Here is a 24,316-nt window from a genome sequence, read left to right on the forward strand (position 1 = left end):
CCCGTCTCTCCGGCTCAGGCGGAAAGCTTCTCCGCCGGGTGTTGTTGTGCCACCGATTGGGCCAGTTTCGAAAGCCTGATCATGGCGCAGGAGGACAATTGCAGTGCAAGCAGCGACTCTGCGCCTTGATTGCGGTTGACGCCGACCGGGGTCAGCCCGTCGAAACACCCGCCGTCACCACGCGTGGCGAGCGGGGTGCCGTGATCGTTGTAGCCGAGGAACCACTGGTAGCAGCTTCGCCCCATCTCGACCCAATGCCTGTCCGGTGCCACCTCAAAAGCGGCGAGGCACGCTTCGAGCGTGGCGTGCGCCTCGAGCGGTTGCTGATCGAACGGCAGGGGGTGCTTGTAGGGGCGCCCGAAACTCTCCGTACCGACTGCGCGGAAATGGCCTCCCGGCGCGGTCTGCCGCTCCATGATCCAGCGCAGCGTCGCAAGGCCTGTTTCGATGAACGTGGAATTCTGCAGTCGCTGTCCAGCCGCCAGAAGCGCCTCCGGAAGCCGTGCATTGTCGTAGGCCAGCATCGCCTCGAACCATGCCCAGTCGGGACGGCGGGCGGTATCGAGGATTGCCAGCAACTGATCGCCTGATCGTTCGATGAGTTCACGGGCCATGGCATGATGCGGCACCGCATCGAGCACGGCTGTCGCGCCCAGTATCGTGAAGGCCATGGCGCGCGGTGCATCGAGTGTAATGTCGCGGGCGGCTGTTTCGAAAAGGCGCAGGCCCCATTCCCGGTGTTTGCCCATAGGCGCCTCGCGCGCCGTGACGCCGAGCGCCCACAGTGCGCGGCCGCAAGAGTCTTCGGAGCCTTCTTCCTCGCACCACCTTCGGTCGTAGGTCATGAAGTTCCGGAAGCGGCGGCGTTCAGGGTTCCACGCGTGCTGAAGGAAGGCGGCGTAGACTGCTGTCCAGCGATCGCGCACGGCGTCGTCAAGCGATGGCAGGCGGTGCATCAGGATGAGCGCGCGGGCGTTGTCGTCTGTGCAATAGCCGTGGTTGCGGTCGGCCACGGCAAAGGTGCCGTGCTGGAGAAGACCGGTGGTATCGCTCATGCGCAACACGGCGCTCGCATCCGGCGGCAGGATGGTTTGGGCAGGCCGAGGCGAGAGTCGCGCGGGCTTTTGCGCCTCTGCCGTGACGAGGAGCGCATGTGCACTGCGGGCCAGTTCCGACCAGAGCATCGAACGGCCTCGCGCATAGGCACGCGCGCTATATGCGAGGCGGGTGTGCGTGTTCGAAAGCAACCCGGATATGGCTTCCGCCATAGCGTCGCTGTCGCGGAACGGAACGAGGATGCCGTGATCGGTATCGAGAATTTCCGTTGCGTGCAGATAGGGCGTCGACACCACAGGCTTGCCAAGGCCAACCGCATAGCTGAGCGTACCCGACGTGATCTGCGCCGGATTCACGTAGGGCGTGACATAGATATCCGCAGCTTGCAGGTAATCGAGAAGTTCGTCGCGTGGTACGAACCGGTCGATGAAGGCGATGTGTTGATCCACGCCAAGCTCGTGGCCGAGCGACGTCAGTCGTTCCCGGTGCGTATCGCCCTCGGTTCCGAGCAGGTTGGGGTGCGTGGCACCGAGCACGACGTAGAGCGCATCGGGATGCGTCGCCGCGATCGTCGGCATCGCGCGAACCATCGTATCGATACCTTTGTCCGGGGCAAGCAGCCCGAAGGTCAGGATCACCTTGCGCGTTTCCCAGCCGAAGCGGGGCTTCACGGTATCCGGATCGACGCAGGGGCGGTCGGGAACGCCGTGCGGGATAACGCTGATCCGCCCGGATGCCATCCCATAGCATTCGGAGAGGATGCTGCGCCCACGTTCCGCCATCACCATGATGCGGCTGCTGCGGGTGAGCAGCGCGTTCATCACACGGCGCTGGTCCGCATCCGGATGTTCGAGCACCGTATGGAGCGTGGTGACGAGCGGCAGGTTTGTGCGGGCGAGCAGGTGCAGGATGAAATCCCCGCCGCTTCCGCCGAAAATACCGAATTCGTGCTGCAGCCAGATCGCCTGAGCGCCGCTTTCCTCAATGGCTCGCGCGGCCTCGGAATAGGCGGACAGGTCCTGATCATCCAGAAGGCGGATATCGGAGGGGTAGGATTCGTAGGCCTTACCCTTCATCGCATAAAGATCGATGCAAAGCTTAGGGAACGCCGTTTTCAGCGCGTTTCGGCAATCGGTGGTAAAGGTGGCAATGCCGCAACGGCGCGGCTCGCTGTTACCGATGAGCGCAACATGCCGGAGCGAAGACGGAAACGGCGGATCCGGGGCGGCCGCCGGGCGCCCTCCCATCACGCTGCGATCAGCTTCAGGGCACTTGGCTTTGCCGTGGGGAGCGCCTTGCTGCCTGCCTTAGCCATCAAGGCCTGCTTGCGGGCGAGCATCTGGTCGCGGAGCGCGACAAGATCAACATCCGCCTTACGGGCCTGCGCGAACATGCCATCCGAAGGGCGTTCCTCCTCCGCGACGTGGTGCCGGATTTCCTCTGCCAGCACGGTCACCTTTGCGTCGTAATATTGCTCATCCGGAAATGCGGTCTGCAGATCGTTCACGAGCAGCTTGGCACCATCATGTTCCACATAGGCCTCGTCGAGCGTGTCATCTTCGATCTTGTCGCGAAGCGCGGGATAGAAAATCTCTTCCTCGATCATCGTATGCACCTTGAGCTCGGTGCAGATTTCTTGAACGATCTCGCGTTTACGTTTGCTATCGCGCGCTTTTTCGAAGGCTTCGAACAACGCTTCGACCTTGCGATGGTCCGCCTTCAGAAGGGCGATCGCATCGGTATATTCCGCCATGGCTGTATCTCCTTGCCGCAAACGCTGGTCTCGCGAACGCCGAATCATGTTCATTATGTGGTTGTCCGATCAAACGCGTGGAGAGCGCGGCATGTTCCCCACGGTTCACCGCAGCTTCTCCTGCGGCGAACGGAGCAGAGGAGAGGCGCCGCGGACGGGAAATTTGCAAGCCGGCAATGGTGTCAATGTAAGGAAAGAAGCTGAAAGCCCTTTCTATACAATATGATATGGTTATTGCAGTAAACGCATACCGTCTCATCCTGGCGGCACATTATAGTGCCCGGAGACGAGGGAACGGGGCGAGGGCCGGCATGTTAAGCGATCGTATCGAAGGCAAATGGATACTCATGTTCCGCGACGTGTTGGCGGCGTCGGGCATCGGTGAAAACAGCCTTGTCGGCATCATTTGTGAAACGCAGTCGCGCACGCTGAACGTGCATCTCGTCGAGCTTGCGTTAACGATGCTCGGCGCGCGGAGTTTCAAGTTCGTGGCGACGACGCCCCGCGTCGATACGATCGTGCCGACGCGCTCGACGGGTACCTCCGCATCGATGGCCGGGCTTGGGCCAATCATCAAGGGATTCGCGCCGTGCGACCTGATTGTCGACCTGACCGTCGAAGGTATGCTGCATTCGCCCGAGCTTCATGACCTGCTCTCGGTTGGGCTGCGGGCGCTCTACATCCTCAACGAGCATCCGGAGGCGCTGGAGCGGCTCGACATGAGCCCCGCCGAAATCGCGGTGACGCTGCGTAGCTGGGAAATCCTGAACGCCGGGAAGGTCATGAAAATTGTGTCCGATGCCGGAACCGACCTGACCGTTGACATGGTCGGCGGGCACTGTGCCGCCGCCACGGGCGTCGTCGATGCGCAAATGCCGCTTGGCCACTGGCCCGGCGGGCTTGTCGCGGTGTCGCCGGCGGCGGGGTGCGTGAACGGTAAGGTCGTCGTCGACGTCGGCGATCTCAACTGCACGTTCAAACGCTATCTGGAACGTCCGATAACGCTCCATATCGAGAAGGATATCATCGTTGCAGTGGAGGGCGATGGCGTCGATGCTGAACTCTTCCGCAGCTATTCGGCAGCGTGGAACGACGAGAATGCGCTGACAACCTCCCATCTCGGCTGGGGCACAAACCCGAAGGCACGCTGGGAAAGCATGGCCATGTACGACAAGTGCGATACCAACGGTATCGAGGCGCGGACGTTCGCGGGCAATTTCCTGCTGGGGATCGGCGCGAGCCATGTCGCGCGGCGCGAAACGCTGAATCACTTCGATCTGCCGACGCGCGGCGCCACGATCCATGTCGACGATCGCATGGTGGTCGATCGAGGTCGGCTCCGCGTTCTTTAGGGGGGCGGTACGGGCCTGTTATTGTCATGTAAGGAGAGTAAACGGATGCCGCTGCTGCACCGTGAGCGTATCGGGCCTGCGCCTTTTATTGCCATCGATCACGCCGGGCGGGGCGAACTGATATTGCTGCTTCATGGAATTGGCGGCAACAAACGCAATTGGATCGACAATCTGGAGGTGTTCGCCGAACATTTCCACGTTGCAGCGTGGGATGCGAGGGGGTGGGGCGAGAGCGATGATTATGACGGCCCATTGACCTTCGCGGACATGTCGGCAGATCTGTGCAGGGTCATCGATTTCCTCGGGCATACACGGGCGCATCTGGTCGGCTTGTCGATGGGCGGGCGCGTCGCCATGCATTTCGCGGACAATTATCCGGAGCGTGTCCGTTCGCTCGTGCTTTGTGATACAACGCAAGGCCCAAAAGGCTGGACAGAAGAACGGCGCCTGGACTTCATACGCTCGCGGCAGGAACCGCTTTTGAACGGGCTGACCCCTGCCGATATCGCAAACGACGTGGCGAGGTCGCTTGTTTCTCCCAACGCAAGCGCCGAAGCCCTGGCGAAGCTCGTCGACAGCCTCGGGCGTCTCCACAAGGACAGCTATCTGAAGGCTATCGAAACCAATGTGTCGGATGCGGTACTCGCCGATCTCACGAAAATCGCGGCGCCGACGCTGGTGATGGTGGGCGAGGACGATCAACTCACGCCGCCGGATGAGGCGGAGGAAATCGCGCGCCTCATTCCGACCGCGCGGCTGAGTATTCTGAAAGGGGCAGGGCACCTCATCAATATCGAGGCGCCCGATGTGTTCAACCGTCAGGTGCTTGAATTTCTGCTCGAAACGTCGAGAGGTGTTTGATCGAACCTTCGCAGCGGCAAAGTGAATATGACAAGCGCCCGGCTTCATATTATGGGGAGGTTCCTGGGGTAGAGGATCGGCCATGACAAAAGGCGCGCGCGCAAGGATTGCCGGAGATGCGAAACCGCGCGACGGCGATCTGCGTGTCCGAAAAACTAGCCGGGCGAGCCTGTCTCAGCGGAAGCGCAGACAGATCATCGAGGCTGCAACGAAGATATTCCTCGAGCACGGATATCACGGCGCGAGCATGGATGCGGTGACGGCCGCCGCCGGGGTTTCGAAGCCGACGCTCTACAGTCTGGTGGGAAACAAGGAAGAACTGTTCGAGCAGATTCTGAGATCGGCTGCGGACGAGATTCTGCTGCCGACGAAGCAGAGCCTTAAATCGGTGAAGACGATTGAGGCTGCGCTCTATGAATTTGCCAAGCGCTATGCTGACGTTCTACTCAGCAAGGAGATGCTTGCCGTCCATCGTCTCGGGGTGGGAGAGGCGCAGCGTTTCCCGCATCTCGGAAAACTCTTCTACAATGCGGGCCCTGCGAAAGCGCTGGAGGGCGTGACAAGCTATCTCGCCGCGTTCGCGCAGCTCGGGGAGCTCGACATCTCGGACCCGGAAATGGCCGCGCATCATTTCTATGGCCTGACGATCAACCCGCCACGGAACCACATGCTGTTTTTCGGCCACGATTCCCTGACCGGAAAGCAGATCGACGACTTCATTCGCAAGGGATTGACGATTTTCCTTAAGGCTTACGGTAAGGCGTGAAACCCGGGCCGGGACGCCACGCGCATCCCGGCCCGGCGATGCATTACAGGCTATACTTCAGGCGCAGGAACCATTCGATGGGGCGGGCATAGATGGCATAGGCCATGCCTGCGCCAGAAAGGTCCGCGTAGCCCGTCATCATGTATTTCTTGTTCGTGAGGTTCGTCGCCCCGGTGCTGATCGCCCAGCGTGCGTCGTCGCTGGTAAACGTGAGCGAGGCATTGAACGTGCTGTAACCGGGCTGACGAAGCAGCGCGGTGTTGGCCGCGTCTTTGTAATGGCTGCTCCTGTAGGCCCAGTCTCCGCGCAGGCTGAGCTTCCCGGCTTCTAGGGTAAGGAGATCCGAGGTGAAGCCGGCTGTGCCCGTCCATTTGGGCGCGTTCGGCAGTTTGCTGTCCACCGTGACCGGCGCCGCGACCGCCGGCACTTCCAGATACTCGGAGTGCGTATAGCCGAAGCCGCCGTTCAGGGTCAGCCAGCCCGTTGCCGCGGCCTCGAATTCGGCTTCGATACCCTTCATGCGCGCCTTGCCGGCATTCTGTACGGTGGGAGCGATCAACACGGTGACCGTGGTCTGGAGATCCTTGTAGTCCGTGTAAAAGCCCGCGACGTTGAGACGAAGGCGGCGGTCGAACAGCTCGCTCTTCACACCCATCTCGTAGCTTGTCACGAACTCTGGCTTGAACGACGGAGTCTGCGTGAGCGGCGGGAAGACGCGCTGCGTGAAGCCGCCCGATTTGAAGCCGCGCGAATAGGTCGCATAGACCATGGGGCCGTCATCGAAGCGATAGTCGAGTGTGACGGCGGGTGTGAACTCCTTCGCGGTTGTCGCGCTCCATGCATAGGGCAGGAAGCGATCGCCGACCTCCAGTGGTCCGCCATCCCCGTTGAAATCCACGATCCCGAGCATGGCGAGGAAGCCGGACACCGAAGGCGCGATCGAGGTGACATATTGATCGGCGAGGAAGCGCTTCTTCTCATGGGTATAGCGCCCGCCGAGCGTGAGATTGAGCTGGTCCGTGACAGGATAGATCAGCTGGGCGAACGCCGCGTAGCTGTCGTTGTCGACCTTGCCGCCGCTGAGGAAGCCGATCGGCTGATCCGTGCCGGGCTGAATGCCGTTCCTGTCCGTGCCTTTCTCCTTCAGGTAGTAAAGTCCCATCAGCCACTTCAGCCTGTCGAACGCAGTGCCGCTGAACTGCAGTTCCTGACTGAACTGCCACTGGCTGTAGTCGTTCGCGGAGTTCGTCGCGCGGACCGGAGCGCCATCGTGCTCCAGCGAGAAGGTGCTTTCGAGATCGCGGTAAGCCGTGATCGACTTCACGTTGACGATATCGCTGCGCTTTTCGACCGTGAGGCTGAGACCCCAAACGTCGAGCGACGATCTGTTCATCTGGCTATTGGAGTTCGTGTATTTGCTGTCCGTCAGCCATTGGCTGTTGTAGCAGGCCGGATTGTCGAGCGGGCTCGGACCGGTCATCATGTTGGCGCAGCCCGCAACGCCACCCGCGCCGAAGTTATTATAGAGCAGCGGGAAGAAGCCGAACTCGTTGATGGCGAGAACCTTGATCGGCGGCTCATGTTCGCGCGCCCGCGTCGCGTCGGCGGCGAGGGTGACGGTGATGTCGTCGGCCGGCGTCCACGCGGCGACGATCCGACCCGAGAGGCTGTTCTTGTTGCCCGTGTCCCAGCCGTCCGTCAGGCGTTTGCCATAGCCGTCGCGGCCCTGATAGCTGAGAGAGGCGCGCACGGCGAAATCTTCGGAAACGGGAAGGTTGATACCACCCTTGAAGTCCGTGCGGCTGTAGCGGCCCGTCGCGCCTTCGAGGTTCAGCTCGAAATCCTGTGAGGGCGCCTTGGAGGTGATGACGACGGCACCGCCGATCGTGTTCTTGCCGAACAGCGTACCCTGCGGCCCGCGAAGAATCTCGATCTGGCTGGTGTCTGCGGTATCGAGCAGCGCGCCGACCGCGCGACTGATGTAGACGCCGTCAAGGTAGATGCCGACGCCGGGGTCGATCGTGAGGTTGAAGTCGGTCTGGCCGATGCCTCGAATGAAGACCGTGGCCGAGTTGCTGCTGCCCGAGATCGCCGAGGCGCCGTCGAAGCTGACGTTGGGCGTGAACTTGCCGACGTCCGCGATGGTGCTCACCTGGCGCTCCTCGAGTGCCGCGGCGCTCATGGCGGTGACGGCGAGCGGTGTGTCCTGAAGGCTTTCTGCTCGCTTGCGTGCGGTGACCGTGATTTCTTCGAGTGCTGGTGCGGCGCCTTCATCCTGTGCGGCCGCAGGTGTTGCAACATTCGTCAAGGCGACTGCGAGGACGGATGCCGATATCCGCCATGTGCCCTTTTTCATGCTTCCCTCCAATCCTGTATGATCCCCACCTTCGAAACGGGGTGACGGTGTTCGTTTCCGGGCGAGCGAGGCGTGTTGGGCGCCTCTTGGCGCACGAACCTCGGAATCTCCCTTTCCCGCGTATCGAAACATGCCACTGCGCGCGCTTCGCCTAGAGGGGAGCCGCGCAAGCGATGTGTGCAAAGTGCAATTGGAAGGCCATCTTACGGCATCAGTCGCGTCGATTTTTTGGGCTGATCTTTACTAAACTGCTTGGTAAAGTGGATTATGCCGAATCGTTGAGAAGGAGAGATATCTCTTCTTCCTTTTTGGTCATTCCTTCGAAATCGCCCTGGAGGCCGTGTCTTGCAAATAAATTACACTATGTAGTAAAGTGGGTGCAGGCTTCCGGGATGGGTGGGAAATGGGCGCCTAATGCAATCGAATGCCAGAGATCTGATCGACAGCGACGTCTTCGAGCAGCTGCGCCTGCCCGTCGTGAGACCGTCTACCTTGAGTACCGTGGCGCGGCAGCTTTGCGGAAAACATGGTGATTCCTACAAATTCCGGCCTGAAGATCGCCTCAGCCAGAACATGGTGATCCACGGCCCGGAGAACCCGGAGCTTTCGATCTGCGCCGTGAAGACGAGCTCCGCGTTCGTCAGCGAGACGGTGGCCCAGCGGGGGGTCAATATCATGATTCCGCTGGAGCCGGAATTTTCCGTCCTCTCCGATCGGAAGTCTTGGGAGCCGGTCGCGCCCGCGAGCGTTCTCGTCTCTTCGCCCGGCCGGCCGCAGTGCATTCGCTGGCCGGAAGGCGGGCGCCTCTTTGCCCTGCGCATTTCCCGAAGCGCCTTTGAAGGCGTGCTCAGCCGGGCCGGCGCGGCCGGGGCTGGAATGCCCATGCATTTCTCTCCAATCATGGATCTGAATTCCGAAGGCGGCGAGGCTTTCAGCCCGCTTCTGCGCGCGCTTGCGGTGGATGTCGCGAATGACGAGGCGCTTTTCCAGTATCCGGACGTCGCCAGCGCGTGGGCGACGTTGATCGCCTCCGCGCTGCTGCGGCGGCAGCCCAACAATGTGTACCGGAAGGATGAGGGCGCGCGGGAGGAAATGCCCGCATTCGTCAAGACGGCGCTCGACTACATCGATCGCCGCCTTCAGGATGAGGACCTGTGCCGTGCTTCCGTCGTCGCGGCATCGGGCGTGCCGGCGCGGACTTTGCATTACTGGTTCAAGAAATTGTTTTGCGTCGGCCCGATAGCCTATGCGCGTCAGCTGCGCCTTTATCACATACGGGCCGAATTGATGGCCGACGATCAGCGCAGTACGATCGCGGACATCGCCGCGCGCTGGGGCTTCTACGACGGGAGCGCGTTCGCTGCGGCCTATCGTGCGATGTTCGGCGAGCTGCCCTCGGTGACGGTGAAGCGCAGGGAAGGCTGTTCGGCACTTCCGAAAGCGATCTGACCACACGTACGCCGGTTCCAGAGAAAAGAGAGCAATGCACATGTCAACCGAACAGGTCGTCGTTCAGGCGCTCGGCGCCATCTCGGCGGGAGAGCCGGAAAGATTCCTCGCTTTCCTGCATGATGATGTCGTTTATGCAATTTCCGGTAATCACCCGTTTTCGCAGAAAATACGGGGTAAAGAGGCCATTGGCGCGCTCATGGCGCAGGTCGGATCGGCTTTCGAAGATGGCGGTCCGAAATATGACGTAGAGCGTCTGATCGTATCGGGTGACAGCGCTGTTGTGACCTTCAAGGGCAGTGGGCTCCTGAAGAACGGAAAAACATATGACAACGACTATTGCATGATCTTCGATTTTGTTGATGGCCGCGTTGCGAGGATCACGGAGTTCTTTGACAGTTTCCATGTCATGTCCGTGATGGCAGGCTGATACACCCGCTATTTTTCGTCCGTAAACCGGATTGCACAATCGCCTTATGGCTTGCAGGGCACGCCTAACCGTTTCCCTAAGGCGATGACACTATGGCTCCGAGAACTTCGGAAAAAGGGTACGGAGCCATGGCCGAGAAAGATCAGCGGAATCAGGATGCAGGCAGCGATAATGCGGTCGCCGAAATGCTCGTGCAACGCGCGCGGGACATGGCGCCGCGCGTCGCCGCGCGCGCCGCGGACGGCGAAGCCGCACGGCGGATTTCCGACGATACGATAAGGGAGGCGGGCGAGGCGGGCTTCTATCAGATCCTCGTTCCCAAGGCGCTGGGCGGCTACCAGCTGGATTGGGAAACGGCCTGCCGCGTGGTGGTTGCGCTTGGCCGCGGCGATGCCTCGTCCGCGTGGCAGATCGGCTTCTTCATCATTCACAATTGGCTATGGCTCGGGTTCCCAGAAGAGACACGCCGCGAGATTCAGGCGGATCGCGGCTGGGGTATCGGTCCTGTGATGCTCTCGCCGACGACGGTGCATACGAAGAAGGTCGAGGGTGGCTATAAGCTCACCGGTCGATCGAAGTGGGCGACCGGCATCAACCACGCGCAGTGGATTCTGATCAGCACGATCGCCGAAGGCGAAGGGCCGGACGGCAAGGGCCGCCTTTCCGATTTCCTCGTGAAACCGGATCAGGTCATCGTCCACGATACGTGGCACGCCTCGGGAATGCGGGCAACCGGCAGTCACGATCTCGAATTCCCGGATATCTTCGTGCCCGACCGGCGCGTGGTGCCGTATGAGATTTCCGCCGTTGGCGGTGCCGGTGGCTATGCCGAGTTCGAAGGCTGGCAATACAAGGTGCCGCGTTTCGCCGCCGTGACCTTCGGTGCCGCGGCGCCGATCGTGGCGGCAGCGCGCGGCGCGATCGATGCCTATCGCGACAAGCTGTCGAACTATGTGAGCCCGATCCACGGTACGCGAACGCTCGACAATAGCGCGGCGGTCACCCGGCTCGCGCGCGCCGAAACCCGCCTGCAGGCCGCGGAGGAGTATCTCTATGCGCTGGCGCGGCATTTGAAGGACTGGCAGCGGGCGGGAGCGTTGACCACGCTTCAACGCGTCAATATCCGTTCAGGCGCAGCGCACTGCGTAGCGGAGGCGCGGGATGTCGTGCAGAATCTGGCATCGGCTGCGGGCTCGTCGAGCTTCATGGCGGGCCATCCGATGCAGCGCGCGCTGCGCGACGTCACAATGATGGCCAACCACTTCCTGTTCGAGCCGGATACGTCGTTCGAGCCGTTTGGGCGCGTGATGCTGGGCCTCGATCCTAACACCATGGTGGCCTGAGCCGGATACCGGCACAAAAATAAGAAAAATGTGGGGAGATCGTTAGTGCTGAACCTGATGCAGAACTGGCCGCTCGTCGTGCCCAGGCTCCTCGATCACGCGGCGCTCAATCATGGCACACGTGAGATCGTCACGCAGACGGTCGAAGGCGGGCTGCACCGTTCGAACTGGGCCGAAGTCGCAGGCAGGGCGCGGCGGCTCGCGCAGGCGCTGGACGCGCTCGGCATCGGTATCGGCGACAGGGTGGCGACGCTCGCGTGGAATACACACCGACATGTTGAATGCTGCTTCGGCATTCCGGGGGCTGGTGCGGTTGCCCATACGATCAACCCCCGCCTCTATCACGAACAGATCGTCTACATCGCCAATCACGCGGGCGACCGCGTGCTTTTCCTCGATCTCAGCTTTGTTGACCTCGTCGAGCAACTGGCGCCGCAGTTGGAGACGATCGAACATTATGTGCTTCTGACCGACAGGACGCACATGCCGATAGGCCGGAGTGTCGATTTCCTGTGCTACGAGGAGCTGGTCGCTGCACAGACGGGCGATTTCGCGTGGGTGGAGATCGACGAGAACGCGCCCGCCGGTCTCTGTTATACCTCGGGCACCACGGGCAACCCGAAGGGCGTTCTCTATTCGCATCGTTCCAACGTTCTCCACAGCCTGGCGATCGTCCAGATCGATGCCTTCTGCCTGTCTTCGAGTTCGGTTCTGCTCCCAGTCGTACCCATGTACCACGCGAACGCCTGGGGATTGCCCTACGCGTCGGCGATGGTCGGCGCGAAACTGGTGCTGAACGGTGCGCACTTCGAAGCGAAGGTCCTCCATGATCTCATCATCGACCACGGCGTGAACATCACCGGCGCAGTGCCGACTGTCTGGCTTTCGATGTTGCAGTATCTGGAGGAAACGGGCGCCGATCTAGGAAGCCTGCGGCGCGTGATCATCGGCGGCTCTGCCGCGCCCCGATCGATGATCGAGACCTTCGCAAACCAGTTCGGCGTCGAGGTGATGCATGCCTGGGGCATGACCGAGCTTTCACCGGTCGGAACGATCGGCGCGCTCAGCGCCGCAGGCAGTGAACTGCCCGCAGAGGCACAACTCGATCTAAGGTGCAAGCAGGGGCGTGCGCTGTTCGGTGTGGAAATGTGCCTGAAGGACGAGGAGGGCGCGCTCTTGCCCCGTGACGATGCCAGCTCGGGCCGCCTGATGGTCAGGGGGCCATGGATCGTCGAGCGTTACTACGGACACGAGGCGACCGCGCTCGACAGCGACGGCTTCTTCGATACAGGTGATATCGCGACGATCGACCCGCTCGGCTACATGCAGATCACCGACCGCGCGAAGGACGTGATCAAGTCCGGCGGCGAGTGGATCAGCTCCGTTCAACTCGAAAACGCTGCGCTGGGCTGCGAAGGGGTCGCGGAGGCTGCCGTTGTCGGCATCCCGCATCCCAAATGGGACGAACGGCCGTTGCTCTACGTGGTGAAAAAGCCCGGCTCCGCAGTATCGCGCGGCGATATTCTGCGCTTTCTGGAGGCCCACGTCGCCAAATGGTGGTTGCCGGATGACATCGTCTTCCTGGAAGAATTGCCGCATTCGGCAACTGGAAAGGTGCTGAAAACCGTACTACGCGAACGTGCGCGTTTGCACGTCGAGCTCGCTTGAGCGCGTAAAGGAAACGTAGAAGAACCAGCTGTTTATATGGGGGCAGGCCGCCTTCCCGGACCTACACGCTATTGAACGCAGGCGGGCGCGTGCGAGGCACGTGCTTTACTCTTGCGGGGCTATGGGTCTAGTGCAGACTCCATACAGTCAATTGCATTCAAGTGCCTGGGAAGGAACAGTCGTGGAAGCGCCGACCGCTGCAATGAAGGGCGAGTGGAAAGGAATCGGGAGCCGCCATCGTTCTCTCAATGATGTGGTGGCGGATGCGCTTCGTGAGGCGATCCTTTCCGGCCAGTTCAAGCCGGGCGACCGTTTGCCTGAGCCGCAGCTCGCCGAAATGTTCGGGGTGTCGCGCAATCCGATCCGTGAGGCGCTGCACATCCTCTCCCATGAAGGGCTCATCGAGATCAACCGCCGCAAGGGCGCGCGGGTGCAGATGATGAGCTATGAAGAGGTCGCGGAAACGGTGGAGCTTCGGGCCGAGCTGGAAGGGCTCGGTGCGCGCAACGCGGCAAGGCACTGCGATGCGGCGCTGAAGGCGAAGCTGAGCGCGCTGCTTGATGCGGGCAATGCCGCGCATGAAACGCAGAACCTTGATGAGTTGCGTGTGCTCAATAACCGCTTCCACCTGGAGCTCGCGGATGCGGGGCGCAACCGCTACCTTGCCGAGTTCGTACGGACGCTACGGGACCGGACCTACTGGCTGTTTTCCGCCAAGTCTTACGAGCGGGCGCTCGAATCTTGGATGGAGCACGCGAACGTGCTGAAGGCCGTGATCGCGGGCGACGAGCAGAAGGCGGCGACGCTGGCGACGGCGCATGTGAAGGGCATTGGCGAGGCGCTTCTTGTGGACATTGCCGCGCGGGAAGCTGCGGACGCCTGATCGCGGATACAGTCGACTGATACGGTGCGGGTGCTTGACACCTGCGGTTCGTGTATACAGTATGCTTTCACTGTCCGTTGTCCGATTCAGGGGAAAATCGTGATCACCAAGAACGTGCTGAGCCTGGCCGAAGCCGAGCTGCTGCTCGATGCCGCGCAGAAGAAATCCGAGGAACTGGGAGGGATTCACGTCATCTGCATCGCGGATGACGCGGGCTATCCGATCGCGCTGCGCCGGCTCGACAAGGGCAAGGTGACGAGCGTGCAGATCGCCGAGAACAAGGCGTTCACCGCCGCCGCGCACCGCCGCGTGACGCATACGTTCACGAACACCTACCCGGGCGAGGAGGCGTGGGGCATCTTCACGCAGCACGGCGGCCGCATCACCGTGTTCGTGGGCGGCTATCCGATCTACGTGGACGGCAAGGTCGTGGGCGGCATCGGCGTTTCGGGCGGCAACGGCGAGCAGGACATCGCGGTGTGCGAAACGGCGATCGAGGCGTTCGCGGAGCACATGCGCCAGACGGGCGGCGGCGTCGTGACCATTCCGGAGCAGGCGAAGAAGGCATGACCGCCTTCCTGAACTTCATCGGCAGCGCATGGGTCGCCGCCGCTGACGGCGCGACGTTCGAGCGGCGCAATCCGGCGGACGGCAGCGATCTCGTGGGGCTGTTTCCGAAATCGTCGCCCGCCGATGCCGCCGCCGCTGTCGCGGGGCTGGAAAAAGGCTGGCGTGCGTGGGCGGCGACGAACCCGGAGGTTCGCGTCGAGGTTCTGAACCGTGCCGCCGACATCATCCTGACGCGCGTCGATGCGCTCGCCGCCGAGCTGACCCGCGAAGAGGGCAAGACGCTGGCGTCGGCCGCGACCGAATGGAAACGCGTGGCGGCGAACTTCCGCCTGTACGCGGGCGAGGCGCTGCGCACGCGCGGGGAGACGTTCCCGGTTGCGGATAGCATGGTATATTCTGTGCGGGAGCCGGTGGGCATCGTGCTCGTCATCACGCCGTGGAACTTCCCGGTGTCGCTCCCGTCACGCAAGATCGGGCCGGCGCTCGCGACCGGCAATGGCGTGCTGTTCAAGCCTTCGGAAATCTCGCCCCTCTCGGGTCAGCGTATGGTCGAGATCCTGCTTGAAGCCGGTGTGCCAGCCGGAACCATAGCACTGGTACAAGGCCACGGCCCCGAACTCGGAAACGCGCTCGTCGAAGCGCCTTCCGTGCGGGCCGTCACCTTCACCGGCTCCTATGCGACCGGCTGCGCCATCCACCGTGCCGCCGGCCCGGACAAGCGCCTGCAGCTCGAAATGGGCGGCAAGAACCCCTGCATCGTGCTCGCCGACGCGGACCCGGACAAGGCCGCGAAGATCATCGTGCAGGGCGCCTTCTCGCTCACCGGGCAGGCGTGCACCGCAACCAGCCGCGCGATCATCGTGGGCGACATCTACGACGCGATCGTCGAGAAGGTGGTCGCGGCGGCGAAGGGCTTCGTGCTCGGCAGCGGCCTCGATGCCGCGACGACGATGGGACCCGTGGCGACGCGCGCGCAATACGACAAGGTGCGCGGCATGATCGCGGTCGGCAAGGCGGAAGGGCTGAAAATGCTCGCCGGGCCGGACGATCTCCCCGACCTCGACGAGGCAAAAGGTGGTTTCTTCATTCCGCCGACGGTGTTCGTGGACGTGCCGCCATCCTCGCGGCTGGCACGGGAAGAAATCTTCGGCCCCGTGCTCGCGTTCCACCGGGCCGCGAGCTATGCCGAGGCGGTCGCGCTGGCGAACGATGTGGAATACGGCCTCGCCGCATCGATCGTTACGCGCGACCTCTCCTCGATCCTCTCCTACGCGAAGGATATCGAGGCGGGCATCATCAAGGTGAACAGCGCCACGGGCGGCGTCGCCAGCACGGCGCCCTTCGGCGGCATCAAGCATTCGAGCAACCAGACGTACAAGGAACAGGCCGGGCATGGGGTCATGGACTTCTACACGCTCACCAAGGCGGTCTATCTCGGCGCGTAACACCCGGCTGCGTTCGCCATGCTGAGCGGCATTGCCGCAAGCCTTCCGCCTGTCGACTGGACGCTCCTTACGCTTGCGGCGTTCGCCGTGCTGGTGGGCGCCATCGTGCAGGGATCGAGCGGGATGGGGCTTGGCCTCGTCTCCGCGCCCGCGCTCATCATCATCGATCCGAACCTCGGGCCGGGGCCGGTGCTGGTCCTTACCGTCATTCTCTCGTCGGTGATGATCTGGCGCGAGTTCGGTTCGATCGACCGGCCCGGCCTTGCCATTTCCTTTTCCGGCCGCGTTGTCGGCTCGGTGGTGGCGGGCGCGATCTACAGCCTGTTGCCGCTTTCCGCGTATGAGCTGGTGTTCGGCATCCTCATCCTCGGCGCCGTGCTCTTGAGCGTGTTCGGCGGGCGTATCGAGCGGACGCCGCGCAACCTCGTGTTCGCCGGTTTCACCTCGGGGATCATGGGCACGCTGACGTCCGCCGGTTCGCCGACGATCGCGCTCGTCTACCAGAAATCGGGCGGGCCGGTGATCCGGGCGACGCTTTCGGCTTTCTTCCTGCTGAGTTCGATGTTTTCGCTGCTCGTGCTGATCGTCATCGGCAAGTTCGGCATGAAGCAGCTTACGGCGACGCTCGTGTACGTGCCGGTGATGCTCGTCGGTTTCGCGTTTTCGAACCTCGTCGTCAGGCATATCTCGAATGACGCTGTTCGGCGCTTCGTGCTGGGGATCTCGGGGGCATCCGCACTGGTTCTGATCGCCCGCGCGATGGTGAGCATCCTGTGACGGGTGGGCGTGTCACGCTGATCACCGGCGCGGCGAGCGGTATCGGCGCGGCCGTCGCGCGCCGGATTGCGGGGACCGGGAACAGCCTTCTGCTGCACGCCAGCGGGCGCACGGAAGAAAAGGTCCGCGCATTGGAGGCATTGGCGGAAATGCTGCGGAGCGAAGGTGCGCCCGTTGAAACCGTGTTCGCGGATTTCGATACGCCGGGCGCCGCACAATCCGTGGTCGATATTGCGCTCGCCCGCTTCAGCAGGCTGGACGCGCTTGTCGCAAACGCGGGTTTCGCGGACCGGACGCCGCTTCGGCAAGCGGCACCCGAAACACTGAGCCGCTCGCTGCGCGGTATGACGGAGGCATTCTTCGCGCTCGCGACTGCCGCCGCCGATCCGCTCGCGCGCGGAGGCGCCGGGCGCATCGTGGCGATCAGCTCTTTCGTTGCGCATCGCTTTGCGGAAGGCGAATTGTTTCCGGTCACTGCCGCTGCCAAGGCCGGGATCGAAGCGCTGGCGAAAGCCCTTGCCGTCGAATTCGGACCGGAGGGCGTGACCGTGAACTGTGTCGTGCCCGGCTATACGCGCAAGGATGCGACCGGGCACCGCGCCATGTCCGCCGAAGCGATGGAGGCGATGGCCGCAAAAACACCCACGCGGCGCATTGCGGAGCCGGACGATGTGGCGGCGCTGGTGGCATTTCTGCTCGGCGCGGACGCCCGGCAGATTACCGGGCAGTGCATTCACATCGATGGCGGTCTTTGTCTCTAGCACCGTGATTGATTCAGGCGGAATCGGGAAAGCCCCTCCTCTTCAGGGGAAGGGTTGGGGTGGGGCGGTTCCGCCCGGCGTGGCGTTCGTGGAGATGCCCCACCCCCGGCCCCTCCCCTGAAGAGGGAGGGGGGAAACTGGTCCTAAAGCGCGACGCAAGCACCGACGGTGCGGGGGTCTGCTGCCGCTGCTGTGCCTTCATCTGGCGAGCGGCGGAGGATCTGCATTGCGGATCGTGTTGCCCAGCGGTCGACGGCCTGAACGGCGGGTGCGGCGGCGGCGAAATCCGTGAGGGTTTGCGCGTCGAAGCCGTCCTCGACGATCACGGAATCATCGCCCGGTTTCCATTCCCAGCGCGGCGCGGCGACAAGGCGGCCGACATGGGTTTCGCCGGCGCCGATGCGCGCGAGCGTCTGCGCGTTCCACGGCATCTGGTTGGCGCCGCCGGGGGTGGCGCCGAGGAAGCGGGTGCCGTCTGCCTTCTGGGTCGCCCATGCGTGCAGCGTCGTTGCCGGGCGGCGCCCGGCCTGCGGGAAATTCGGGTGGCCCGGTGTGCTGCTGAAACCGCGCCCGGCGCGGTTGGCGAGGATCAGATCGAAATCGCCGACGATGATGCCGCTGCCGAAGCGCGGGTAGGAATTCGAATGGATGACGGTGACCATCGTGCCGTCCGCGTCCACGGCGGAGACCATCGAGGTGCCGGACAGGCCGGAGAGTTCGCGCCGTCGCTTCGCGATCGCGGAGACGACGTGGCGGTAGACTTCGGGTTGCGATGCTGCCTTCTCCGCGTCGAGCCCGGCCACGGCATCGGCGAGCGAAGCACCGTGCGTGGGGAGCGGGGTAACGAACAGGTCCATGCCGCAGAGCTGCGCTTTGGCGGCGTCAGTCCAGTCCGCGCTCGCGCTCATCAGGTCGGCTGCGGTCACGATGCCGCCCGCTTCGGCGATGCGTGCAACGACGGCGTTTCCGACCGGGCCGCCGAAGAAGCCTTCGCGGCGTTCGACGAGTTCGCCGATCATGCGGGCCATGCCGGGCAGGCGCACTGTCGTTCCCGGTGCGATCACCTTGCCGCCGGGATAATAGACGGTGCCCGCCGGGTTCATGGCGGCAACGAGCGTGCGGGCTTCCTCCGACAGCACCGAGCAGATACGCGACCATGCGAAGCCGCGCCGCGCGAGATCGATCGCCGGGGCGGCGAGGTCGCCGAGCGGCAGGCGTCCGCGCGCCGCGAGCGCGAGATAGCCCATGGGCGCGGCCGGGACGCCGATTGATGTGGGGCCTGTTTCTTCCATCGCGCCGTGCGCCGCGACATCGGCGAGCCCGGCGGGTGCGCCGCCGATTGCGAGAAGGGCTTCGGGCGCTGTCTGCTCGGGCGCCCAGGCCAGTGCGATCAGGTCTCCGCCGAGCCCGCATTTCGGGGGCAGCAACACGGTTTCCGCAAGCGCGGCGGCGACCACGGCATCATAGGCGTTGCCGCCGGCGCGCAATGCCTCGGCGCCGATGAGGGCGGCCGTGGGCGCGGCGGCTGCGACGATGCCCCATTCGCCGCGCGCCTGGCACTGCTCCGCCATGATCGCTTCGGCGCCGGTTTCGCGCCAGCGGACGGCACTGGCCGCGCTCGATCCATCGTCGCCTTTTGCCATTCGCGCTACCCTATTCCAGCATCAGCGCGGCGACGATGCCGACGGTGAGCAGGCCGAGGAACACGGGGATGAGATTGCGGCGGGCAAGCTCCTCCGGCGAGACGCCGGCGATGCCTGCGACGGCGCACACGCCCGACCAGGGGATGATGGTGCCGCCGCCGACCCATACGCTCGCGATCTGCCCGGCGCCCGCGAGGATGGCTACGTTTTCGGGCGAGACGCCCGCGAGCGCGGCACTGAGTGCGCCGGTGAGCGGCAGGCCCGAAAAGCCCGATCCTTCCACGCCGGAGAGCATTCCGATGAGGAGGATGCCGAAGGCGAGCAGGGTGGTGTTGCCCTCTATGCTTTCGCCGACGATGCGGCCGACATCCATGAGATAACCGGGCGTGCCATCGCCGAGCACGGTGATCGCGTGTTTCGGATCGCCGAGCAGGAAGAAGGCGACGATGGGGATGACGGGCGCGAAGATGCGGATGGCGAAGAGGAAACCTTCCGTCAGGTGGATGACGATGCCTTCGAGCGCGCGGTGGCCTTCATGCGCGAGGCTGGCGAGGATGAGTAGGCCGACTGCGGTGCCGCCGAGAAGTGCGGTCGCATCGCTGCCGTAGATCGCCTTGTCGGGCGTGAACACGGCCCGGTAGATCATCAGCGCGCCGACACCGAGCAGCACGAGCGGCACGCAGAAAGCGAGCAGGCGGCTGAACCGGCCGGGCACGGGCGGGGCGCCTGCGGTGACGACGACGCTGACCGAGATCGAGATCGCCGGGCCCTCCTCGAGGCGGCCTTTGCGCATATCCCGGTGCAGGAGCAGCGCGGCCACCGCGAACGCGACGACGCCGAGGATCGTGGAGAACAGCGACGTGTAGGGCATCACCGCGCTCGACGGCAGGTTGGCGGCGCTGGCGCTGATGCGGGTCGCGGCCTGGATCACGGGATCGGCGGAAAGCGCCATGCCGTGCCCGGCGATGTTCATCGCGACCGCGGCGCCCATCGCGGGAAGGCCGACGCGGGCAGCGACGGGGATCAGCACGGTGCCGATCAGCGCCACGGCGGGCGAGGGCCAGAAGAACACCGAGGCGATGTACATGGCGCCGCCGATCACGAAGAACGCCGACCACGGCCCGACCATGAACTTGCGCAGCGGCGCGACCATCATCTCGTCGACGCCCTGTGCCTGCAGCGAACGCAGCATGGCGAGCATCAGCGCGATCAGCAGCACGATGTCGAACAGCTGCGTGCCGGACATCAGCATCGCCTTGAACACGCTCTGCACGGCAAAGATCGTGCGATCCACCGCGCCGGTTCCGGCGTTCACGGACTGAAAGCCCAGCGCCACGATGCCGAGGATCGACAGGATGATCACGCCGCGGCGAAACGCCATGGCCAGAATGATTGCAACGACCACCAGGACGAATGTCCAGTGCGCAGGCGTCATGCCCATACTCAGTACCACCGCCCCCTCTTTCCGGCCCTCCGCAGGTCCGGCCCTCTCTCGGGTTGGTTTGTATGCTCGCTATTTTTTTGTTCGGTAACCTACGAAACCTTGACGTAAATCTGCCCGTCCTTCTCCAGCGTTGGATAGGTGCGGACCGGCCGGGTTGCCGGCGGATTGATCGGCACGCCCGTCTCCAGCTCGAAGATCGATCCGTGGCACAGACAGGTGAGCCCCTTGCCCTCCACCTTGCCCGAGGCGAGGTGGCAGGCGAGGTGGGTGCAGAGATTGTGCAGAGCGTACACCTTGCCGCTGGCACGCGCGACGGCGATCTCGGTGCCTTCCACCGAAAAGCGGCGCACCATGCCCTCGGTCACCTGCCCGCTGCGCGCGACGCGCTGGAAATCGTCGGGTGAGGATTCGGCGGGTGTTGCATCCTCTTCGTCCGGCTCTTCCTTGCCGAAGATGATCTCGGTCATCTCGGTATCGTCGTCGGCGAGCAGCGCGCGGTCGACGCTGCGCTTATCGGCGATCAGCGTTTTCGCGTGCATCACGTCGCCGCCGCGATCGAGTCCGAAGACGGCGACCACGTGGCCGTCCTTCAGATAAAAGGCGCTGAAGTCGCGGCCTTCGACATCGCCGCGGAAGACAATCTCGTCCCACTTCGCGGCGTGTCCGGCGAACTGGAGGTTGTAGTCGTATTGATCCGACCAGAACCAGTGCACGTCGGTGTATTCGGTGCGGACGCCGAGCATGTTCGCGGCGGCGGCCTGCGCCTGGCGTGTGGCGTTGTCGAAATGCTCGACGCGGACGCGGCCCGCGACCGGATGCGCGTGATTGGCGATGTCGCCCGCCGCATAGACGCCGACCGCCGATGTGCGGCAGAATTCGTCGACGCGGATGCCGTTGCCGACGGTGATTTCGGAGGCGCGGGCGATCTGGTCGTTGGGGGTGACGCCGATGCCGACGACAACCATGTCGCCTTCGAGCGTCGTGCCGTCCTTCGTGCGGACGACGACGCCGGTTGCGGTGTCCTCGATGGCGTCCACCATCACGCCACAGCGGATGTCTACGCCCTGATCCTTGTGGATGCGCGCGACGATGTCGCCGATATCCTTGCCGAGGATGTGTTCGAGCGGTGTTTCTGCGGCTTCGAGGACGGTGACGTCGGCGCCCGCGCTGCGTGCGGCGGCAGCGATTTCGAGGCCGATGAAACCGGCGCCGACAATGACGACGCGCAGGCCTTCGCGGAGCTTCGCCTTGATCGCCTGCGCGTCATCGAGCGTCTTCAGATAATGGACGGCGGACGAGGTGACGCCGGGCAGGCGGCGCGGCGACACGCCGGTGGCGATCAGCACGGCGTCGGCGGCGAGCGTGCTGCCGTCGGCAAGCTCCACGCCGAGCGTTTCGACGTCGATGCGCCTGGCGGGAACGCCGAGGCGAAGTTCGACGTTGTTTTCGGCGTACCAGTCCGGCGACACGGACCAGATCTCGTCGTGGTCGGCGCTGCCGGAGAGATAGTCCTTGGACAGCGGCGGACGCTGGTAAGGCGCATGGACTTCATCGCCGACGATCACGATCTTGCCGTCGAAGCCCTGCTTGCGAAGTGCGCGGGCGGCGGAGGCGGACGTGTGGCCGCCGCCGATCAGAACGAATTGCCGCATCGGGCCTTGGTCTCCGGTTTTGGATTCAGTTTGCAACGGCAACGGGGCTCACGATGACGCGCGGCTCGGCGAAAATCTCGACCATGCCGTTCGTGACGCGCGTGTCGTAGACGGGCTGACAGCGGCCCATCTGCTCTTCCCAGCCGGTGTTGACGTCGAAGGCCCACTGGTGGCCGGGGCAGATGAGCTTGCCCTGGAAGATCAGGCCCTTGAAGAGCCGCTTCTGCTTGTGGACGCAGATGTCCGCCATGGCGCGGGGCTCGCCTTCGAACAGATAGACGACGACATCTTCGCCGCCGACGTTCGCAAGCACCTTCTTCTTCTTCCGGAGCACGTCGAGTTCGACGGCTTCCACCCACTCAGCCATGATCCCGCACGTTCCCCTCGAGGCCGGGAGGAAACCTGCCCGGCCTTGCCCCCTTCAACGACGCGCTGCTTAGGCCGCGACGGCCTGCGGCGCTGTTTTGCTGCTGCCCTGCACGTAATAGTCGTAAAGCGCCTTGGTGTAGGAGAAGCGCATGTCGGCGGCATCGCGCACGGCTTCGAGGCACTCCTGCTGCAGCGCAGGCGTGTCGGCGTACTTGAGCACGATCTCGTAGCCGCGCGCACCGTGCACCTCGTCCGACGAGATGTGGAGTTCGAAGAATTCGGCTTCGTCTTCTGTGAAGCCGTATTTCTCGATCAGCACCGGATACTGGCGGCGGTAAATGTCCGGCACCTGCGATTCGAGGCCGACGATCAGCGCGGCGCTGGCGACGACCCAGTTGCGGCGCATGGCGGTGGCATAGCACCAGCCCTGGAAACCGCGCGTAACCGGGTTCACGTTGGTCGGGTCCATCACGCGCTCGGCGGTGGTGCCGCAGGCTTCGGCGAAGCGGATCAGCAGATCGGTGTGACGGATGTCAGCGAGTTCTTCCTCGTACATGTTCTGGAGGAGGAAATCCTTGGCATCCATCGCGTGCTCGGGCGCGTTCGCATAGATATAGGCCAGATAGTCGGCGAAAGGGCCGACATAGTAGAAGTGGTTTTCCGCCCAGCGGCAGAAATGCTCGCGGGTCAGCTCACCATTCATCCACGCGAGGCTGAACGACGCGTCCTTGGCGGCGCGGCCCTGCATGGCCTCCTTGATCGCGGCCTTGAAGGCCTCCTTGCTGAGAAGTTCGGTCATATCGTCTCTCCCTGAATCCGCTATCCCGTTTTGTGTATACAGTATGCATAAATGAGTCAACGTGCTTCTAGCCGCCGATCCGCGTTGCCGGAACGAGCGAACGCAGCGCCGCGATCGCGGACAGCGGCGTGAGCGTGCCGGTGCGCGGGTTATCGGGCATCTTGTAGCTCTTCACCTCGATCCGCAGCTCGGCCGCGGGCGATTTGACGAGGATTTCCTGATAGATGCAGTCGACTGCGGGGTCGGCCCACATCTCGACGCGCGTTTTATCGGGGCCGAGCGTCGCAAGGCTGAGCGTTGCGGCAACGTTGGCGTTGGCGGGGAAGGCGCGCGCGGCTTCGGCGGCGCTGCCTTCGAACACCAGCATTGGCGCGTCGAGCCCGGAAAGATCGAAGCCTTCGCGCACGATGTGCGGCGCGCCGATCAGGCTTTCGGGAGGTTTGCGCGAAACCAGCGTCACCGCATCGAAACCCGCGCGCGCGAGGGCGCGAATGCCATCGAAACCGACGATGCCGCCCGAAGGTACGACGATACGTGCGCCGGTTTTTTCGGCAAGATCGAACAGCTCGGGATGATGCAGCAAGGCGCCCGAGTTCATCGTGAGGAAGGTCTTGCCTGCAGCGATGGCGGGGTGCGCGATGTCGATATGCGCGGCCGCCACGGCGCAATCGAAGACAATGTCTGCCGCCGCGACCAGTTCGCCGATCGAAAGCAGCGGAACCGGTGTTCGGAGCGTGCCGAGACTCGCGGCAGCTTTCGCTGCGTCGCGCACCGATATGGCTGCGAGCGACAGGCCGGGGATGCCTTCATCGAGAGCGGAAGAAACGATCTTGCCGATCACGCCCAGCCCGACGATTCCGACCTTCAGCGGGGCCGCAGCAATGCTTTTCCTCATCATGCGCCTTTTGCGTGTTTGAAAAGGCTATGGCGCGATGCGCT

General features: G+C 63.4%; 21 protein-coding genes. 12 read left to right on the forward strand and 9 right to left on the reverse strand.

Annotated features, from left to right (window positions below; translation table 11 throughout):
• Positions 1–14: 14 nt before the first annotated feature.
• Both ACFQ00_RS11165 and ACFQ00_RS11170 read right to left on the reverse strand, forming a co-directional pair.
• The gene (locus ACFQ00_RS11165) at positions 15–2,303 is read right to left on the reverse strand and encodes a glycosyltransferase family 4 protein (RefSeq protein ID WP_381490897.1); all 2,289 of its coding nucleotides are present in this window, start codon (positions 2,301–2,303) and stop codon (positions 15–17) included.
• Positions 2,303–2,809 (reverse strand): hemerythrin domain-containing protein, encoded by a 507-nt coding sequence (locus ACFQ00_RS11170; protein ID WP_381490436.1) that lies wholly within the window; start codon positions 2,807–2,809, stop codon positions 2,303–2,305. The genes ACFQ00_RS11165 and ACFQ00_RS11170 overlap by 1 nt, the downstream gene beginning before the upstream one ends.
• 311 nt (positions 2,810–3,120) lie before the next feature.
• Between ACFQ00_RS11170 and ACFQ00_RS11175 the strand changes: the two genes are divergently transcribed.
• The 3 genes from ACFQ00_RS11175 (at position 3,121) to ACFQ00_RS11185 (ending at position 5,788) form a co-directional block, all read left to right on the forward strand.
• Positions 3,121–4,161 (forward strand): hypothetical protein, encoded by a 1,041-nt coding sequence (locus ACFQ00_RS11175; RefSeq protein WP_381490439.1) that lies wholly within the window; start codon positions 3,121–3,123, stop codon positions 4,159–4,161.
• 45 nt (positions 4,162–4,206) lie between these two features.
• Positions 4,207–5,022, forward strand: a complete 816-nt coding sequence (locus ACFQ00_RS11180) for an alpha/beta fold hydrolase (RefSeq protein WP_381490442.1) — start codon at positions 4,207–4,209, stop codon at positions 5,020–5,022.
• 82 nt (positions 5,023–5,104) lie between these two features.
• Positions 5,105–5,788: a TetR/AcrR family transcriptional regulator gene (locus ACFQ00_RS11185; protein WP_381490445.1), complete on the forward strand. Its 684-nt coding sequence runs from the start codon at positions 5,105–5,107 to the stop codon at positions 5,786–5,788.
• 43 nt (positions 5,789–5,831) lie between these two features.
• Here ACFQ00_RS11185 and ACFQ00_RS11190 read toward each other — a convergent pair whose 3' ends face one another.
• Complete coding sequence (locus ACFQ00_RS11190) at positions 5,832–8,144, reverse strand: TonB-dependent receptor (protein ID WP_381490448.1); 2,313 nt, start codon at positions 8,142–8,144, stop codon at positions 5,832–5,834.
• A 414-nt stretch (positions 8,145–8,558) separates the two neighbouring features.
• On the opposite strand from ACFQ00_RS11190, the gene ACFQ00_RS11195 reads away from it, so the two are divergent.
• The 9 genes from ACFQ00_RS11195 to ACFQ00_RS11235 all read left to right on the forward strand — a co-directional run bounded on the left by ACFQ00_RS11195 (position 8,559) and on the right by ACFQ00_RS11235 (position 17,470).
• Positions 8,559–9,593 carry an AraC family transcriptional regulator gene (locus ACFQ00_RS11195; RefSeq protein ID WP_381490451.1) on the forward strand — a complete coding sequence of 345 codons (1,035 nt, stop codon included), beginning with the start codon at positions 8,559–8,561 and terminating at the stop codon, positions 9,591–9,593.
• A gap of 40 nt (positions 9,594–9,633) precedes the next feature.
• On the forward strand, positions 9,634–10,023 hold the full coding sequence (locus ACFQ00_RS11200; protein ID WP_381490454.1) for a nuclear transport factor 2 family protein: 390 nt from the start codon (positions 9,634–9,636) through the stop codon (positions 10,021–10,023).
• A gap of 128 nt (positions 10,024–10,151) precedes the next feature.
• On the forward strand, positions 10,152–11,366 hold the full coding sequence (locus tag ACFQ00_RS11205) for an acyl-CoA dehydrogenase family protein (protein WP_381490457.1): 1,215 nt from the start codon (positions 10,152–10,154) through the stop codon (positions 11,364–11,366).
• A 45-nt stretch (positions 11,367–11,411) separates the two neighbouring features.
• Positions 11,412–13,034 carry a long-chain fatty acid--CoA ligase gene (locus tag ACFQ00_RS11210; protein ID WP_381490459.1) on the forward strand — a complete coding sequence of 541 codons (1,623 nt, stop codon included), beginning with the start codon at positions 11,412–11,414 and terminating at the stop codon, positions 13,032–13,034.
• 181 nt (positions 13,035–13,215) lie between these two features.
• Complete coding sequence (locus ACFQ00_RS11215) at positions 13,216–13,917, forward strand: GntR family transcriptional regulator (RefSeq protein WP_381490462.1); 702 nt, start codon at positions 13,216–13,218, stop codon at positions 13,915–13,917.
• 99 nt (positions 13,918–14,016) lie between these two features.
• A complete protein-coding gene (locus ACFQ00_RS11220; RefSeq protein ID WP_374598540.1) occupies positions 14,017–14,487 on the forward strand; it encodes a GlcG/HbpS family heme-binding protein in 471 nt (156 codons plus the stop codon).
• Positions 14,484–15,932: an aldehyde dehydrogenase family protein gene (locus tag ACFQ00_RS11225; protein ID WP_381490465.1), complete on the forward strand. Its 1,449-nt coding sequence runs from the start codon at positions 14,484–14,486 to the stop codon at positions 15,930–15,932. The genes ACFQ00_RS11220 and ACFQ00_RS11225 overlap by 4 nt, the downstream gene beginning before the upstream one ends.
• Positions 15,933–15,950: 18 nt before the next feature.
• A complete protein-coding gene (locus tag ACFQ00_RS11230; RefSeq protein ID WP_381490468.1) occupies positions 15,951–16,709 on the forward strand; it encodes a TSUP family transporter in 759 nt (252 codons plus the stop codon).
• The gene (locus ACFQ00_RS11235; RefSeq protein WP_381490472.1) at positions 16,706–17,470 is read left to right on the forward strand and encodes an SDR family NAD(P)-dependent oxidoreductase; all 765 of its coding nucleotides are present in this window, start codon (positions 16,706–16,708) and stop codon (positions 17,468–17,470) included. Before ACFQ00_RS11230 ends, ACFQ00_RS11235 begins: the two co-directional genes overlap by 4 nt.
• Positions 17,471–17,613: 143 nt before the next feature.
• On the opposite strand, the gene ACFQ00_RS11240 is transcribed toward ACFQ00_RS11235, so the two are convergent.
• The 6 genes from ACFQ00_RS11240 to ACFQ00_RS11265 all read right to left on the reverse strand — a co-directional run bounded on the left by ACFQ00_RS11240 (position 17,614) and on the right by ACFQ00_RS11265 (position 24,275).
• Positions 17,614–19,113, reverse strand: a complete 1,500-nt coding sequence (locus ACFQ00_RS11240; protein WP_381490475.1) for a gamma-glutamyltransferase — start codon at positions 19,111–19,113, stop codon at positions 17,614–17,616.
• 10 nt (positions 19,114–19,123) lie between these two features.
• Positions 19,124–20,566, reverse strand: a complete 1,443-nt coding sequence (locus tag ACFQ00_RS11245) for a hypothetical protein (RefSeq protein ID WP_381490478.1) — start codon at positions 20,564–20,566, stop codon at positions 19,124–19,126.
• An 80-nt stretch (positions 20,567–20,646) separates the two neighbouring features.
• Complete coding sequence (locus ACFQ00_RS11250; protein WP_381490481.1) at positions 20,647–22,209, reverse strand: FAD-dependent oxidoreductase; 1,563 nt, start codon at positions 22,207–22,209, stop codon at positions 20,647–20,649.
• A 25-nt stretch (positions 22,210–22,234) separates the two neighbouring features.
• Positions 22,235–22,576 carry a Rieske (2Fe-2S) protein gene (locus tag ACFQ00_RS11255; RefSeq protein WP_381490484.1) on the reverse strand — a complete coding sequence of 114 codons (342 nt, stop codon included), beginning with the start codon at positions 22,574–22,576 and terminating at the stop codon, positions 22,235–22,237.
• Between the two features lie 69 nt (positions 22,577–22,645).
• The gene (locus ACFQ00_RS11260) at positions 22,646–23,377 is read right to left on the reverse strand and encodes a TenA family transcriptional regulator (RefSeq protein ID WP_374598556.1); all 732 of its coding nucleotides are present in this window, start codon (positions 23,375–23,377) and stop codon (positions 22,646–22,648) included.
• A 67-nt stretch (positions 23,378–23,444) separates the two neighbouring features.
• Positions 23,445–24,275, reverse strand: a complete 831-nt coding sequence (locus ACFQ00_RS11265; protein ID WP_381490487.1) for an aspartate dehydrogenase — start codon at positions 24,273–24,275, stop codon at positions 23,445–23,447.
• Between the last annotated feature and the right edge of the window lie 41 nt (positions 24,276–24,316).

Origin of the sequence: Sphingosinicella xenopeptidilytica, from assembly GCF_042676985.1 — a bacterium.
In the GTDB taxonomy this organism is placed as follows: domain Bacteria; phylum Pseudomonadota; class Alphaproteobacteria; order Sphingomonadales; family Sphingomonadaceae; genus Sphingosinicella; species Sphingosinicella xenopeptidilytica.